Source organism: Stenotrophomonas maltophilia (assembly GCF_025642255.1).
Taxonomy (GTDB): domain Bacteria; phylum Pseudomonadota; class Gammaproteobacteria; order Xanthomonadales; family Xanthomonadaceae; genus Stenotrophomonas; species Stenotrophomonas maltophilia_P.
In genome coordinates, this window is record NZ_CP106759.1 from 3,898,512 (window position 1) to 3,912,903 (window position 14,392).

Below are 14,392 nucleotides of genomic sequence, written 5' to 3' on the forward strand. Positions count from 1 at the left end.
GGGGGACCCACATGAAAACGCGCCTGATGCTTGCCGGTGGCCTGTTGCTGGCCCTGACCGGCTGCACCACCTACGACTATGTCGGCGGTGGCCGCAGCGGCAGCTACTACCACGGTGCGCCGTCGGTGGAGTACCGCTACCCCGCCGGCTATCCCTACAACTACGGCCCGTACTACGGAGGCTATGGCGGCTATTACGGCGGCTATGGCTACCCGTATTACTCGCGTCCGATCTATCGTCCACCGCACAATCACCGCCCGCCACCGCGCCCGCCGGGCAATGGCGAGAACCGTCCGCCGCGTCCGCCTCGCGAGAACAATGGTGGTTCACCGTGGCGGAACATGGACTCGATGCGACGCCCGCCGCAGCCGAGCGTGCAGCGCCCGGCACCGCCGGCCCGCCCGGCGCCGGCACCGAGTGCGCCCAGGATGAACGGTTCCCCCTGGCGCAACATGGATCGTGCGACGCAGCGCACACTTGAGCGCTGAACCGTCTTGCATTTCACACGGTCCAAGCGGCAATCTAAAGCGGTTGTGACGGCCCGCGTCACAAAGTGACAAGAAGCGGTATGGGCCGTCGCGGAAAGCTCTACGTCGATATCCGACAGGAACATCTGGATCCCCCCTGTTCCGGCCCTGTCGGATGTCGGCACCTCTGAAGGCAGACGGCCCCGCAATGCGGGGCCGTCTGTTTTTGCGGATGCCTTCCGCGAAGAAAAACAGGGCCGGACAGTCCCCCGACTGCCGGCCCTCTGCTCCCCCATCGTGCGCCTGTACCGGCCCCTGTTCCAATTCCGGTCACGGGCGCCTTCTGCGCCAGCCACGATGGGTGCTATTGGGTTATCTGCAAAAATCCTGCCAACTTTAGGGTCAATTTCGTCCGGCCCTGGCTTCTCCGGGCGTCGCCCTGCCGAATGGCGCTAAAATCGCCACCCCGGCACCGCCTCCGGCCGCGCCCGCCCCCATCGACTCCGCCCCCATGACCCACTCCTTCCATCGTTACGACGTCATCGTCATCGGCGGTGGCCACGCCGGCACCGAGGCCGCGCTGGCCGCGGCCCGCACCGGCGTGCGCACCCTCCTGCTGACCCACAACATCGAAACGGTGGGCGCGATGAGCTGCAATCCGGCCATCGGCGGTATCGGCAAGGGCCATCTGGTCAAGGAGATCGACGCGCTTGGCGGGGCGATGGCGCATGCCGCCGACCGCGCCGGCATCCAGTGGCGCACGCTCAATGCCTCCAAGGGTCCGGCGGTGCGCGCCACCCGCTGCCAGGCCGACCGCAACCTGTACCGCATGGCGATCCGCGCCCTCGTCGAGGGCCAGGCCAACCTGACCGTGTTCCAGGCGGCCGTCGATGATCTGGTCATCGAGGGCGACGCCGTGCGCGGCGTCATCACCCAGACCGGCCTGCGCTTCGATGCGGAGGCGGTGGTGCTGACCGCCGGCACCTTCCTGGCCGGCAAGATCCACGTCGGTCCGACCCAGTACGCCGCCGGCCGCATGGGCGATCCGCCGGCCACCACGCTGGCCGCACGCCTGCGCGAGCGCCCGTTCCAGGTCGACCGCCTGAAGACCGGCACGCCACCGCGCATCGACGGCCGCTCGCTGGATTACAGCGTGATGGACGAGCAGCCCGGTGATACGCCGCGGCCGGTGATGTCCTTCCTCGGCTCGGTGGACGAACATCCGCAGCAGGTCAGCTGCTGGATCACCCATACCACCGAGCAGACCCACCAGATCATCCGTGACGCCCTGCACCGCTCGCCGCTGTACAGCGGCCAGATCGAAGGCATCGGCCCGCGTTACTGCCCCTCCATCGAGGACAAGGTGGTGCGCTTCGCCGAAAAGGCCAGCCACCAGATCTTCGTCGAGCCTGAGGGGCTGGGCATCGTCGAGATCTATCCCAACGGCATCTCCACCTCGCTGCCGTTCGACGTGCAGCTGGAGATGGTGCGCAGCATCCGGGGCTTCCAGAACGCGCACATCACCCGCCCCGGCTACGCCATCGAGTACGACTTCTTCGATCCGCGCGGGTTGAAGGCTTCGCTGGAAACCAAGCTGGTCAACGGCCTGTTCTTCGCTGGCCAGATCAACGGCACCACCGGTTATGAAGAGGCGGCCGCGCAGGGCCTGCTGGCCGGCCTCAATGCGGCCCGCCAGGTGCGCGGCCTGGATGGCTGGTGCCCGCGCCGCGACGAAGCGTATCTGGGCGTGCTGGTGGATGATCTGATCACCCACGGCACCAACGAGCCGTACCGCATGTTCACCAGCCGCGCCGAGTACCGGCTGCAGCTGCGCGAGGACAACGCCGACCAGCGCCTGACTCCGGTTGGCCGCGACATGGGACTGGTCGATGATCGGCGCTGGATGGCGTTCGAGGCCAAGCAGGCTGCCGTAGCCGCCGAACGTGCGCGGCTCGGTGCGCTGTGGGCGACCCCGGCCAATGCCCTGGGCCGCGAAGTGCAGGACACGCTGGGGGTGACTGTCAGCCGCGAAACCAATGTGCTCGACCTGATCAAGCGCCCCGAGCTGGATTACGCGCAGCTGATGCAGGTGCCCTCGCTCGGCCCGGCAGTGGCCGATGGCAAGGTGGCCGAGCAGGTGGAGATCGGCGTGAAATACGCCGGCTACCTGGACCGCCAGCGCGACGAGATCGCGCGCCAGCAGCGGCACGAAGCCACGCCGATCGCTGAAGGCTTCGACTACGCCAGCGTGCGTGGCCTGTCGGCCGAAGTGCTGCAGAAGCTGGAACGTGTGCGTCCGCAGACCATTGGCCAGGCGCAGCGCATCCCCGGCATGACGCCGGCCGCGATCTCGCTGCTGCTGGTGCACCTGGAGCGTGCACGGCGCGGACGCGTGGCGTAACGCAGCATCGACGGTGGCGCTGGGCCATGCCCGGCGAGCGCAGCGGCCCGCGTATCATCGTCGCGATCGCCCTGATTTCCGGAGACACCGATGACCCCGCTGCGCCCTTTCCGCGACAAGATGCCGGTGCTCGGCGCACGCGTATACGTCGACCCGGCGTGTACCCTCATTGGTGACGTGGAGCTTGCCGACGATGTTTCGATCTGGCCGGGTACCGTCATCCGTGGCGACGTCAATTTCGTCCGCATCGGCGCCCGCACCAACGTGCAGGACGGCACCATCATCCACGTCAGCCATCACAGCCCGTACAACAAGGCCGGCCATCCGACCCTGATCGGCGAAGGCGTGACAGTCGGCCACGGCTGCATCATCCATGCCTGCAGCATCGGTGATTACAGCCTGATCGGAATGGGCGCCTGCATCCTCGATGGCGCGCGCGTGGAGCGCCACGGCTTCGTCGGTGCTGGTGCAGTGGTGGGCCCGGGCAAGGTGGTCGGCGAAGGCGAACTCTGGCTGGGCAATCCCGCCCGGCCGGCGCGCACGCTGAGCGACAGGGAGATCGAGTCGCTGCATTACTCGGCCGACCACTACGTCCGGCTGAAGGACGAATACCTGGGCTGAGGCCCTCGACTGCCGGCGCGCTCTGCTAAAGTCTGGGCCCGACCAGGAACTGTCGAGACCCCCATGCCTGTGGTTGCCAGCCGGAGAGGACTCCAGCGCCCACAACGAAGGCCGTCGCTCTGATGGCCGCACCGATGCTCGACACCTACCGCGAGGTGGTGACGCCGGAAGGCGTGCCGCTGCAGCTGCCGGCCGCCGGTCCGGTGCCACGTGCGCTGGCCTGGCTGGTCGATCTGGCCATTCGTTTCGCGATTCTTGCCGCGCTGTCGATCCCGCTGGCACTGTTGAAGGAATTCGGCACCGGCCTCTACCTGGCCCTGATGTTCCTGGTGTACTGGGCGTATCCGATCGTCTGCGAGGCGCTGTGGGGCCGCACCCCGGGCAAGCGCGCGCTGGGCCTGCGCGTGCTGGCCCGTGATGGCGCGCCGGTGGGCTGGATGGCGGCGATCACCCGCAACCTGCTGCGGACCGTCGACATGCTGCCGTTCGCCTATGCGCTGGGCCTGCTCAGCAGCCTGTTCGACGCGCACGGCCGCCGCCTGGGCGATCTGGTCGCCGGCACCGTGGTGGTGCACGCGCCGGCGCTGTACCTGCCGCCGCCGGCCACCATCGACAGCGTGCTGGCGCCGCCGCAGCCGCTGCGGCCGGAGGAACAGGCGGCGCTGCTGGCCTTCGCCGAGCGTGCCCCGCGGCTGGCACCGCTCCGCCAGCAGGAACTGGCCGCCATCGCCGAACCATTGACCGGCACCCATGGCCAGGTCGGCGTGCTGCGCCTGTATGCGATGGCCAACTGGTTGCTGGGACGGCGATGAAGCAGGAACAGTTCGTCGCCCGCCATCAGCAGGAATGGCTGGACCTGGAGCAGTGGCTGCTGATGCGTGCCGGCGCCTCCCGCCGTCGCCGCCGCCAGCCCGCGGCCACCACGCTGGACGACACTGCGTTTCCACAGCGTTACCGGCGGCTGTGCCAGCAGCTGGCACTGGCCCGTGAGCGGGGCTACAGCCCGCAGTTGGTGCAGCGCCTGCAACAGCTGATGCAGCAGGGCCACAGCGTGCTGTACCGGACACCTCCCACGCGCTGGCGGCGCGCGCTTGAATTCCTGGTGGCCGATTTCCCGCTGCTGGTGCGCAGCCAGGCACGCAGCATGTGGGCCGCCCTGGCGATGTTCGCGCTGCCGGCGGTGGGCTGCTTCGTGCTGGTGCAGCTGTACCCGGACCTGATCCACCAGGTGATGGACAACCGCCAGATCGCCGAAATGGAACGCATGTACGACCCGGCTGCCGAACGCCTGGGCCGCGACAGCGGTACCGACTGGATGATGTTCGGCCACTACATCATGAACAACATCAGCATCGCCCTGCGCACTTTCGCCAGTGGCCTGCTGGCCGGGCTGGGCACGCTGCTGGTGCTGTTGTTCAACGGCGTCATCATCGGCGCGGTGGCCGGCCACCTGCAGCACATCGGCCATGGTGATCCCTTCTGGCGCTTCGTGGTCGGCCACGGTGCATTCGAGCTCACCGCCATCGTCATCGCAGGCGGCGCCGGTCTGCAGCTGGGCATGAAGCTGCTGGCGCCCGGACGCCGCAGCCGCCTGGACGCACTGGTCGAAGGTGGCCGCATCGGTGCCCGGCTGTGCCTGGGCGTGGCCTTCATGTTGCTGGTCGCGGCGTTCGTGGAGGCGTTCTGGTCGTCCATTGCCGAAGTGCCGGCGTGGGGCAAGTTCAGTGTGGCCGGGGTGCTGTGGGCCGGCGTGCTGCTGTGGTTGTGGCGTGGCGGACGCGGAGGCGGCGATGCGCATTGATCGCCTGGACGTCGTGCTGCGCGCACGCAGCGGCTGGGAAGCGATGGAGCTGGGCAGCGCGCTGACCCGCCGGCATGCGCGTGCGGTGTGGGGCAGCTGGCTGCTGGCCAGCGCACCACTGTTCGTGATCGCCAACGCACTGGGCTGGTGGCTGGACGCATTCGGCCTGGCCTGGCTGCTGATGTGGTGGTGCAAGCCCGTGTTCGAACGCGCGCCGCTGTATGTGCTGTCACGCGGTGTGTTCGGCGAGCCGGTCACCGCCCTGGCCGCCCTGCGGGCACAGCGGCAGTGGGGCAACCGTGGTTTCTGGGGCTACCTGGGCTGGCGTCGCTTCAGCGTGCTGCGCAGCCTGTGCCTGCCGGTCAACCTGCTGGAGGGCAACACCGCCGAACAGCGTGGTCCGCGCCGGCGCGCGGTCGCAGCCGGCGCGGCGGGTCCGGCGCTGGTGCTGACCGTCGCCTGCATGGTGTTCGAGGGCGTACTGGTCGCAGGCGCGATCGGCGCGGTGTTCATGTTCATCCCGTTCGAGCTGCTCTCCGATTCCTGGCGCGCGGCCTGGGACATGATCGGCAAGGACACGCCCGCCTGGGCGAAGCTGGGATTCAATCTGGCCTGCTGGCTGGCCTCCGTGCTGATCGGGCCGTTCTACGTCGGCGCCGGGTTCGGCCTGTACTTGAATCGACGTACGCAGATGGAAGCCTGGGACGTGGAGATCGCCCTGCGCCGGCTGCGCGAACGCCTGCTGCCGGTTGCCTCGTCGCTGGCGCTGCTGCTGTGCCTGGCACTGCCGCTCACCTCCATGCCGGTGCACGCGCAGGAGGGTGACGCATCGAGCAACCGCAAGAGCGACGCGCGCCGGGCACCGCAGATCAACCCCGGCGATACACCCGCCATGATCTTCGGCGACACCCCGGTGGATACCGCGGGCTTCCGCCAGGCCGTGAACCGCGCCTACGAGGATCCATTGCAGCGCCCGACCCGCCAGGTCACGCAGTGGAAAGCGATCGAAGAGGCGGAAGAGAAAAAGGACGCACGCAAGGAACTGGAACGCGACGGCAGCAGCCAGAGCCAACGCACGTCGCGCAGCAGCAGCATCGCCTGGCTGGCGCGATTGGCCGAATGGGGCCTGTGGGGCCTGCTCGGTGCCCTCCTTCTGGTGCTGGTGCTGACTGCACGGTTGTGGCTGCCGTGGCTGCGCGGCTCGGGCCGCCGCCGGGCCGCAGCGGCGCCGCACGTGGTCGAGGAACAGGTCGAGCTGCCGTTGGTGCTGCCGCCGGACGTGGCGACCCAGGCTGGTCTGCTGTGGGACCAGGGCCGGCCGCGCCAGGCGCTGGCCCTGTTGTACCGGGCCAGCGTGCGCACGGTCAGCGAGCGTGCCGGCATCGCACTGCCTCCGGGCGCCACCGAATCGCAGTGCCTGCGTGCCTCGCGACGCATGCCCGACAGCGTCGACCGTGAACTGTTCGCGCGCATCGTGCGGATGTGGCAATACGCCGCCTACGGTGGTCACCTGCCCAGCCGCGGCGATTTCGATGCGCTGGCCACGACCCTGCGCCAGCAGTACGGGTGGCAGGCATGAACCCGCGCCTGTTCTGGTCACTGTTGCTGGGGACGCTGCTGCTGCTCGGCGTGCCACTGGCGATCCTGTTCATGCGTACCCATGAGCGGGTCACCGAAACGGTCACGCTGCCACCGCAGGGCGAGGCCCGTTACAACCCGCTGTACGTGCTCGGGCAGGCGCTGCGCGCCGATGGCGGCATCGAGGTGCATGCGCGGCCGCGGCTGGACCTGCAGCAGATGGCGCTGGGGCCGCAGGACACGGTGGTGCTGCTGCAGGACAGCAGCGAGCTGCCGGCGCCGGCCGCCAGGGCGCTGTTGGCGTGGGTCGACGGCGGTGGCCATCTGCTGCTGCGCACGCCGCCGCCGGCCGAGGACGATGCCGGCAGCACGCAGGGGCCGCTGCTGGATGCACTCGGCGTGGACAGCCTTTACCAGCGCAGCGACTGCCAGCCCTTCCATGTCCAGGACGATCCCGGCCACGTGGAATTCTGCCAGGGCCGCCGCTTCACGCTTGGCTTCGCCGCTGAAGCGCGGACCGAACGCCGGTGGGGCAGCGGGCACGACCTGGTGTTCGCGCGCCTGCGTCACGGCCAGGGCCGGGTGAGCGTGCTGGCGGACATGGATTTCATGCGCAGCGAAGTGGAGTCGCAGGCCGCGCGGATGGCCGCAGCCAAGGGCCAGGCCAGCGACGGCCTGCACGACCGTTCCCACCGCGATCTGACCCGCTACCTGCTCGATCCCAATTACGGCAAGGGCGCCATGTGGCTGGTCTATGCCAGTCGTCCGCCGTCACTGTGGGTGCGCCTGTTCTACCAGGGCTGGCCGCTGTGGGTACCGCTGCTGATGGCACTGCTGGCCTGGCTGTGGGCGCGCTCGCAGCGGTTCGGCAGCCTGTTGCCATCGCCCGTGATCGAGCGCCGCTCGCTGCTGGAACATGTGCGCGCCAGCGGCGAACTGCTGCTGCGCTTCGGCCAGGGCGTGCGCCTGTACCAGGCCGTGCATGCCCTGTTCGTGCATCGCCTGCGCCTGCGCGCGCCACTCGCTGCTGCGCTGGAAGGCGCGCCACGCGAACAGGCCATCGCCGAGCTGCTGCAGTGGCCGCGCAGCCGCGTTGCCAGTGCCCTGACTCCCCCTCCGCCGCACGATTCCTCCGCCCTGCGCGAGCGCATCCGCTTGCTGCTCCAGATGAGATCCCTGCTATGACCGAAGTCCCCGAACGTCCGGCGGCCGCCAATGCCCGCCTGATCGAACGCGTCGACGCCATCCGCCAGGCCGTCGGCCACGCCTTCATCGGCCAGGCCGACGTGCTTGACCAGATCCTGGTTGCCCTTCTGGCTGGCGGCCATGTCCTGATCGAAGGCGTGCCCGGACTGGGCAAGACACTGCTGGTGCGCGCACTGGCGCAGGCACTGGAACTGGACTATGGCCGCGTGCAGTTCACGCCGGACCTGATGCCCAGCGATGTCAGCGGCCACGCCGTCTACGATCCGAAGAGCGAGAGCTTCAAGATCCGTCGCGGGCCGGTGTTCACCAACCTGCTGCTGGCCGACGAGATCAACCGTGCACCGGCCAAGACCCAGTCCGCACTGCTGGAAGTGATGCAGGAGGGCCAGGTGACCATCGAAGGCAAAGCCTTCACCCTGGCGCCGCCGTTCATGGCCCTGGCCACGCAGAACCCGCTGGAACAGGAAGGCACCTACCCGCTGCCGGAAGCGCAGCTGGATCGCTTCCTGTTGAAGGTGCTGATCGACTATCCGCAGCTGGAGGACGAGAAACGCATGGTCACGGCCATCACCCGTGGCCGCGCCGCCAGCGATTTCGATCTGAGCCGGGTGCCGCGCGTACTGGGCGCCGGAGAACTGCTGCAGCTGCAGCAGGCCACGGCCGCGATCACCGTCGATGACGAAGTGATCGACTACGCCGTGCGCATCGTCGCCGCCACCCGGCAATGGCCCGGCATCGCCGTGGGCGCTGGACCGCGTGGCAGCATCGCGCTGGTGCGTGCTGCGCGCGCGCAGGCCGTGCTGGCAGGTCGTGACTTCGTCACCCCTGATGACGTGCGCGACATCGCGCGTCCGGCGCTGCGCCACCGCATCGCGCTGGCACCGGAACTGCAGATCGAAGGCCAGGACGCCGACGATGTGCTGGGTGCGCTGCTGGCCAAGGTGGAAGCACCGCGCCGATGAGGCCTGCGCCGCTGCTGCTGGTCCTGCTGCTGGCCTGGGCTGCGCTGGGAGGCGTGGTGCTGGCCGGCGCATTGCCGCGCTGGAGCTGGGCACTGGTCGCCACGGTGATCGGTACGCTGGCGTTGCTGGACCTGTGGCGGCAGGCCCGGCGACCGTCGCCACAAGTGCAGCGCGAGCTGCCCGAAGCGCTGGCCCTGGGCGTGCGCCGCGAGGTGGGCCTGCGCCTGCAGACCACAGAGCCGATGCGGGTGCAGGTATTCGATCTCGTGCCGGGTGGCTGGCCGCTGGAGTCGCTGCCCCAGCGCGTGCAGCTGCGTCCCGGGCATGCCTGCGCGCTGCACTACACCCTGCAGCCGCAGCAGCGCGGACGCTTCCGCTTCGAGGGCGTGCAGCTGCGCATCCGCTCGCCATGGCGCCTGTGGTGGCAGCAGCGCACCCTGCCCCCTCTGCTGGACGTCCGCGTCTATCCGAACTTCGTGCCGCTGACCCGCTTCGCGCTGTTCAGCGCCGATCAGGCCTCACGTCTGGTGGGCGCCCACGTGAAGCGCCGGCGTGGTGAAGGCACTGACTTCCACCAGATGCGCGAGTACCGCGTCGGCGACAGCCTGCGCCAGCTCGACTGGAAGGCCACCGCCCGCGCACGCAAGCTGATCTCCCGCGAGTACCAGGACGAGAAGAACCAGCAGTTGCTGCTGATGCTCGACAGTGGCCGCCGCATGCTGGCCAGCGAAGGCGGACTCTCGCACTTCGACCATGCCTTGAACGCCTCGCTGGTGGTCGCCTATCTGGCGTTGCGGCAGGGCGATGCGGCTGGCCTGTTCGCCGTCGGCGGCGAGCGTCGGTGGGTGCAGCCACAGCGCGGCATGGGCACCGTCGAGCATCTGCTGCGGGCCAGCTACGACCTGCAGCCGCAGCCGGTAGCCACCGATTACCTGGCCGCCGCCACCGAAGTATCCCTGCGCCAGCGACGCCGTGCGCTGGTGATGCTGGTCAGCAACGTGCGCGACGAAGACATCGAGGACCTCCTGGCCGCGGTGCGCCTGCTGCAGCGCCGCCACCTGGTGTGCGTGGCCAGCCTACGCGAGCACGAGCTGGACGGCGCGCTCGAAGGCGAGGTGCATACGCTGGAGGACGCCGCGCAGGCCGGCGCCGCGGCGCTGTACCTGCAGCAGCGCGCGAAGGCGCACGAGGCACTGCGCAGCGAGAAGGTGATGGTTCTGGACGTGACCGCCGATGCCCTGCCGGCCGCGCTGGTGGAACGCTACCTGGCCGTGAAGCGCGAAGGCCTGCTCTGACCGGTAGCGCCGGGCCATGCCCGGCGGATCACCGCACACGCCGGGCATGGCCCGGCGCTACCGTCCACTACGTGTGCGGGTGCGCACCGTGCTCAGACGTAGATCCGCGTCGGCGCCTCGTCAACGATCGCGTGCGGTACGAAGCGCGCGCTGTCGCGGGTGATCGCGCTGTCGTCCTCGCGGATGCCGATGCCACAGGCGTGCTCACCGACCACCCAGCTGCCGATCAGCGGATAACCGCCTTCGAAGCGGGTCAGCGGATGCGCGCGCTGGATGATCGCCGGTCCATCGTAGGGGCCGTCGCTGCGCTGGGTGCTGCCATCGGCCAGATGCATTTCGATGTTGGCGCCTTCGCGCGAGAACAGCGGCTTGCGCACCCATCCGGTGGCCAGCGCGCTGCCGTCGTCGAAGTGCGCCTCCAGCAGGTTCGGGTGGCCGACATTGCGCTGCCACAGCAATGGCAGGATGCCCTTGTTGCTCAGCACCGCCTTCCATGCCGGTTCCAGCAGCTGCACGCCCGAGCCGGGCAGCGCGCGGCCAAACTCCTCGGCCATCAGGTCTTCCAGCGGATACAGCTTGAACAGCGTGCCGATCACCGAATCGTCCAGCGCGGTGAAGCGGCCATCCGCGGACAGGCCGATGTCTTCGATGGCGATGCCCTGCCCGTGCAGGCCTGCCTGCGAAGCACAGTCGCGCAGGTATTCCACCGTGCCGCGGTCCTCTTCCGAACTGCCCACGGCGCTGAAGTACAGCGGTGGCGGCAGGCGGCCGGCGAGCTCGCCGAAACGTTCGACCAGTGCCTCATGGATGGCGTTGAACTGGTCGGCATGCTGCGGCAGGCGGCCGGCGTTGCGCTGGTCCTCCAGCCACTGCCACTGGAAGAAACTGGCCTCGAACAGCGAGGTCGGCGTGTCGTAGTTCAGCTCGTACAGCTTGGCCGGACCGGTACCGTCATAGGCCAGATCGAGCCGGCCGTACAGATGCGGCTGGCGCTGGCGCCAGCTGTCGGCGATCCAGTCGCGGTAATGCGCGGGAATCGCCAGCTGATCCATCAGCCGCTCGCTGGCCACCACGTCGCCGACAAGGTCGAGCGCCATCTGGTGCAGCTCGGCGCTGGGATCTTCGATGTCCTGTTCGATCTGGCGCAGGGTGAAGGCGTAATACGCGCTTTCATCCCAGTACGGCTGGCCGTCGATGGTGTGGAAGCGGAAACCGGCTTCCTCCGCGCGCGCCCGCCAGTGGGCGCGCTCGGCGATACGGATACGCTGCATGGGTCGATCAGCCGCCGTAGCTGCCGCTGGTGCTGCGACGCGCGCTGGTGTTGCCGAAGCCACCCCGGCTGGCGGTAACGGCACGGTTCGGCTCGGCGGTGACCGGTGCCAGGCCAGCCTTGCCGGCGCCGATGCCGCTGGCGGTGTTCAGGCCACCCGTACCGCCCGGGGCCGAACGCGCCCAACCCGCATTCTTGTCCTGGTAGGCCGGTGCCGACGCCGGCGCCTGCGGGGCCAGGCCACCGCGGTTGCTCAGCATCTGGGACATGAAGAAGCCCATCATCATCGGGCCGATGAACGAGGTACCTGCCGACGTGTGCTGCTGCACGCACTGCTCGGGCTTGTAGTCCTGCTCGCAGGCTTCCTTGGTGGCGTACTTCGGCGCAGCGTCGGCGGCCTGCTTCTGCGCCTCGGCGAACGCGTTGCGGCACGACGACGGATCACCGGTGGCCTCGGTGCAGGCCTCGACCGAAGTGAACAGGCCTTCCTGCACCTTCACCTCCGGCTCCTTCTGGCAGGCGGTGAACAGCAGCGGTGCGGCGCTCATCAGCAGCAGCGCGGTGGTGCGGGAACGTTTCATGGCCTCATGCCTCAAGCAGCGGATCAATACCCCAATGATGCCCGATCCGGGCCAACAACCGGAATCGGCAAAGTCCGAAAGATGAACGGCGTTTCATTTTCGTCAGGCCCGATCCGCCATCGCCGCATCGCCCGGCGGCGCCGCGCAGACGAGCGGTGGTTGCAGCAGCAACCGAAAAAATTGGCGATGATCGTCCGACACCCCATGTCGTACGGCCCGCCCGTTCCGCCAGCCATGCCCGAATACCGCTCCCGCACCTCCACCGCCGGCCGCAACATGGCCGGCGCCCGCGCCCTGTGGCGTGCCACCGGCATGAAGGACGGCGATTTCCACAAGCCGATCATCGCCATCGCCAACTCGTTCACCCAGTTCGTACCGGGCCACGTGCACCTGAAGGACCTCGGCCAGCTGGTCGCGCGCGAGATCGAGAAGGTCGGCGGCGTCGCCAAGGAGTTCAACACGATCGCCGTGGACGACGGTATCGCGATGGGCCACGACGGCATGCTGTATTCACTGCCCAGCCGCGAGATCATCGCCGACTCGGTCGAATACATGGTCAACGCGCACTGCGCCGATGCGATGGTGTGCATTTCCAACTGCGACAAGATCACCCCTGGCATGCTGATGGCCGCACTGCGCCTGAACATCCCGGTGGTGTTCGTGTCCGGCGGGCCGATGGAAGCGGGCAAGACCCGGCTGTCCGGGCACAAGCTGGATCTGGTCGATGCGATGGTCATCGCCGCCGACGAGAGCGCCAGCGATGAAAAGGTGGCCGAGTTCGAGCGCAGCGCCTGCCCCACCTGCGGCTCCTGTTCGGGCATGTTCACCGCCAACTCGATGAACTGCCTGACCGAAGCGCTGGGCCTGTCGCTGCCCGGCAACGGCTCGACCCTGGCCACCCATGCCGACCGCGAACAACTGTTCCTGCGCGCGGGCCGCCTGATCGTCGAACTGTGCCACCGCTGGTACGGCGGCGAGGAAGAGAGCGCGCTGCCGCGGGGCATCGCCACGCAGGCCGCGTTCGCCAATGCGATGACCCTGGACATCGCCATGGGCGGATCGACCAATACCATCCTGCACCTGCTGGCCGCCGCGCAGGAAGCCGAAGTGGACTTCGACCTGACCCACATCGATGCGCTGTCACGGCGCGTGCCGCAGCTGTGCAAGGTGGCGCCGAACACGCCCAGGTACCACATGGAAGACGTGCACCGCGCGGGTGGCGTGTACGGCATCCTGGGCGAACTGGCGCGCGGCGGCCTGTTGGATACCACCGTGCCGACCGTGCACAGCCGCACCCTGGCCGATGCTCTCGAGCGCTGGGATGTGGCGGTCAGCAGCGAATCAAGCGTGCACGACTTCTTCCGTGCCGGCCCGGCCGGCATCCCCACCCAGGTGGCTTTCAGCCAGGCCACGCGCTGGCCCACGCTGGACGTGGACCGCGCCGAAGGCTGCATCCGCAGCGTCGCGCATGCCTACTCGGCAGAAGGCGGACTGGCCGTGCTGCGCGGCAATCTGGCCGAAGACGGTTGCGTGGTGAAGACCGCAGGCGTGGATGAATCCATCCACGTGTTCGAAGGCAGCGCGCGCGTGTTCGAGAGCCAGGACGCGGCCGTGGCCGGCATCCTCGCCGACGAAGTGAAGGCGGGCGACGTGGTGGTCATCCGCTACGAAGGCCCGAAAGGCGGTCCCGGCATGCAGGAAATGCTCTACCCCACCAGCTACCTGAAATCGAAGGGACTGGGCAAGCAGTGTGCACTGCTGACCGACGGGCGCTTCTCGGGCGGTACGTCCGGGTTGTCGATCGGGCATGCCTCGCCGGAGGCGGCAGCGGGCGGTGCGATCGGGCTGGTACGCGACGGCGACCGCATCCGCATTGATATTCCGGCGCGGCGGATTGATCTGCTGGTGGATACGGCGACGTTGGATGCGCGCCGTGCCGAGCAGGATGCGTTGGGATGGAAGCCGCGTGAGGCGCGCCCGCGCAAGGTCACCAGCGCGTTGAAGGCCTACGCCCTGCTGGCCACCAGCGCCGACAAGGGCGCCGTACGCAACACCGCGCTGCTGGGCGATTGAATTGCCGTGGGGTCGGATCCCTTTCGCAGAAAGGGCTCCGATCCCGGCACAGCATTCCAGTCACTGTGGATCGCAATGATGGTCCAGCCGTGCATGTGACTCGCCGCGCGTGCAATCGCGCAGTATCAGTCCAATCT

The 14,392-nt window shown here is 68.5% G+C and carries 12 protein-coding genes; 10 read left to right on the forward strand and 2 right to left on the reverse strand.

The features are described from left to right. The first annotated feature begins 11 nt into the window (after positions 1 to 11). From N8888_RS17790 to N8888_RS17830, 9 genes are all read left to right on the forward strand, one after another. The gene (locus tag N8888_RS17790) at positions 12 to 488 is read left to right on the forward strand and encodes a hypothetical protein (protein ID WP_053517985.1); all 477 of its coding nucleotides are present in this window, start codon (positions 12 to 14) and stop codon (positions 486 to 488) included. Positions 489 to 978: 490 nt separating this feature from the next. Beyond that, a complete protein-coding gene (gene mnmG / locus N8888_RS17795) occupies positions 979 to 2,868 on the forward strand; it encodes a tRNA uridine-5-carboxymethylaminomethyl(34) synthesis enzyme MnmG (protein ID WP_065174313.1) in 1,890 nt (629 codons plus the stop codon). A 90-nt stretch (positions 2,869 to 2,958) separates the two neighbouring features. Next, positions 2,959 to 3,489 carry a gamma carbonic anhydrase family protein gene (locus N8888_RS17800; RefSeq protein ID WP_074900109.1) on the forward strand — a complete coding sequence of 177 codons (531 nt, stop codon included), beginning with the start codon at positions 2,959 to 2,961 and terminating at the stop codon, positions 3,487 to 3,489. 122 nt (positions 3,490 to 3,611) lie between these two features. Beyond that, the gene (locus N8888_RS17805; protein ID WP_053517981.1) at positions 3,612 to 4,301 is read left to right on the forward strand and encodes an RDD family protein; all 690 of its coding nucleotides are present in this window, start codon (positions 3,612 to 3,614) and stop codon (positions 4,299 to 4,301) included. Further along, entirely contained in the window at positions 4,298 to 5,290 is a 993-nt protein-coding gene (locus tag N8888_RS17810) for a stage II sporulation protein M (protein ID WP_197572683.1), read from the forward strand. The genes N8888_RS17805 and N8888_RS17810 overlap by 4 nt, the downstream gene beginning before the upstream one ends. Beyond that, the gene (locus N8888_RS17815) at positions 5,280 to 6,869 is read left to right on the forward strand and encodes a DUF4129 domain-containing protein (protein ID WP_263176314.1); all 1,590 of its coding nucleotides are present in this window, start codon (positions 5,280 to 5,282) and stop codon (positions 6,867 to 6,869) included. Before N8888_RS17810 ends, N8888_RS17815 begins: the two co-directional genes overlap by 11 nt. Further along, positions 6,866 to 8,053 (forward strand): DUF4350 domain-containing protein, encoded by a 1,188-nt coding sequence (locus N8888_RS17820; RefSeq protein ID WP_263176315.1) that lies wholly within the window; start codon positions 6,866 to 6,868, stop codon positions 8,051 to 8,053. The genes N8888_RS17815 and N8888_RS17820 overlap by 4 nt, the downstream gene beginning before the upstream one ends. Further along, positions 8,050 to 9,036, forward strand: coding sequence for an AAA family ATPase (locus tag N8888_RS17825; protein WP_053517976.1), 987 nt, complete (start codon positions 8,050 to 8,052; stop codon positions 9,034 to 9,036). Before N8888_RS17820 ends, N8888_RS17825 begins: the two co-directional genes overlap by 4 nt. Beyond that, the gene (locus N8888_RS17830; protein WP_065174310.1) at positions 9,033 to 10,331 is read left to right on the forward strand and encodes a DUF58 domain-containing protein; all 1,299 of its coding nucleotides are present in this window, start codon (positions 9,033 to 9,035) and stop codon (positions 10,329 to 10,331) included. Before N8888_RS17825 ends, N8888_RS17830 begins: the two co-directional genes overlap by 4 nt. Before the next feature lie 92 nt (positions 10,332 to 10,423). Here N8888_RS17830 and N8888_RS17835 read toward each other — a convergent pair whose 3' ends face one another. Beyond that, on the reverse strand, positions 10,424 to 11,602 hold the full coding sequence (locus N8888_RS17835) for a glutathionylspermidine synthase family protein (RefSeq protein WP_263176317.1): 1,179 nt from the start codon (positions 11,600 to 11,602) through the stop codon (positions 10,424 to 10,426). Positions 11,603 to 11,609: 7 nt separating this feature from the next. After that, positions 11,610 to 12,182, reverse strand: coding sequence for a DUF1190 domain-containing protein (locus N8888_RS17840; RefSeq protein ID WP_263176318.1), 573 nt, complete (start codon positions 12,180 to 12,182; stop codon positions 11,610 to 11,612). Between the two features lie 234 nt (positions 12,183 to 12,416). Between N8888_RS17840 and ilvD the strand changes: the two genes are divergently transcribed. Further along, on the forward strand, positions 12,417 to 14,255 hold the full coding sequence (gene ilvD, locus N8888_RS17845; protein WP_263176321.1) for a dihydroxy-acid dehydratase: 1,839 nt from the start codon (positions 12,417 to 12,419) through the stop codon (positions 14,253 to 14,255). Positions 14,256 to 14,392: the final 137 nt, after the last annotated feature.

Excerpts from the sequence above, each read along its gene's own strand:
- N8888_RS17790 (WP_053517985.1), top strand. The coding sequence starts at position 12 with ATGAAAACGCGCCTGATGCTTGCCGGTGGCCTGTTGCTGGCCCTGACC.
- mnmG (WP_065174313.1), top strand. The coding sequence starts at position 979 with ATGACCCACTCCTTCCATCGTTACGACGTCATCGTCATCGGCGGTGGC.
- N8888_RS17800 (WP_074900109.1), top strand. The coding sequence starts at position 2,959 with ATGACCCCGCTGCGCCCTTTCCGCGACAAGATGCCGGTGCTCGGCGCA.
- N8888_RS17805 (WP_053517981.1), top strand. The coding sequence starts at position 3,612 with ATGGCCGCACCGATGCTCGACACCTACCGCGAGGTGGTGACGCCGGAA.
- N8888_RS17810 (WP_197572683.1), top strand. The coding sequence starts at position 4,298 with ATGAAGCAGGAACAGTTCGTCGCCCGCCATCAGCAGGAATGGCTGGAC.
- N8888_RS17815 (WP_263176314.1), top strand. The coding sequence starts at position 5,280 with ATGCGCATTGATCGCCTGGACGTCGTGCTGCGCGCACGCAGCGGCTGG.
- N8888_RS17820 (WP_263176315.1), top strand. The coding sequence starts at position 6,866 with ATGAACCCGCGCCTGTTCTGGTCACTGTTGCTGGGGACGCTGCTGCTG.
- N8888_RS17825 (WP_053517976.1), top strand. The coding sequence starts at position 8,050 with ATGACCGAAGTCCCCGAACGTCCGGCGGCCGCCAATGCCCGCCTGATC.
- N8888_RS17830 (WP_065174310.1), top strand. The coding sequence starts at position 9,033 with ATGAGGCCTGCGCCGCTGCTGCTGGTCCTGCTGCTGGCCTGGGCTGCG.
- N8888_RS17835 (WP_263176317.1), bottom strand. The coding sequence starts at position 11,602 with ATGCAGCGTATCCGTATCGCCGAGCGCGCCCACTGGCGGGCGCGCGCG.
- N8888_RS17840 (WP_263176318.1), bottom strand. The coding sequence starts at position 12,182 with ATGAAACGTTCCCGCACCACCGCGCTGCTGCTGATGAGCGCCGCACCG.
- ilvD (WP_263176321.1), top strand. The coding sequence starts at position 12,417 with ATGCCCGAATACCGCTCCCGCACCTCCACCGCCGGCCGCAACATGGCC.